The organism is Collinsella sp. LCP21S3_A3 (assembly GCF_052118905.1).
GTDB lineage: Bacteria > Actinomycetota > Coriobacteriia > Coriobacteriales > Coriobacteriaceae > Collinsella.
Genome location: NZ_JBQKGH010000062.1, coordinates 1 through 413, shown reverse-complemented (window position 1 = coordinate 413; position 413 = coordinate 1). Strand labels below are relative to the sequence as shown.

The 413-nt window shown below is 55.2% G+C and carries 1 tRNA gene; it reads right to left on the bottom strand.

Annotated features, from left to right (window positions below):
• Positions 1-91 precede the first annotated feature (91 nt).
• Positions 92-168, bottom strand: a tRNA-Arg gene (locus tag ACTQ0H_RS09340).
• Between the last annotated feature and the right edge of the window lie 245 nt (positions 169-413).

Below are 413 nucleotides of genomic sequence, written 5' to 3'. Positions count from 1 at the left end.
TTTCTTTACGCTCGCGCCTCGACCGAGGTTCGAATCCATGCATGGCTTCCAAAAAAGAAAAGCCCCCGTTGCCGGGAGCTTTAAAGTCAATTGGTGCGGCGTATAGGATTCGAACCTATGACGTTCTGATTCGTAGTCAGACCCTCTATCCAGCTGAGGTAACGCCGCAACGCACGGATTATTATGCACGCGAGGCCCCGACGGGTCAAGCGACAATTTGAAAAAATTTTACGATGTGGTGATTATGCTGCTTGCGCCTCGACCGAGGTTCGAATCCATGCATGGCTTCCAAAAAAGAAAAGCCCCGTTGCCGGGAGCTTTAAAGTCAATTGGTGCGGCGTATAGGATTCCGCGCATCCGCTTCGCGGATCCGCACCGGCTTCGCCCGCCTGCCGGCGCGCTCGCCCGCTCGC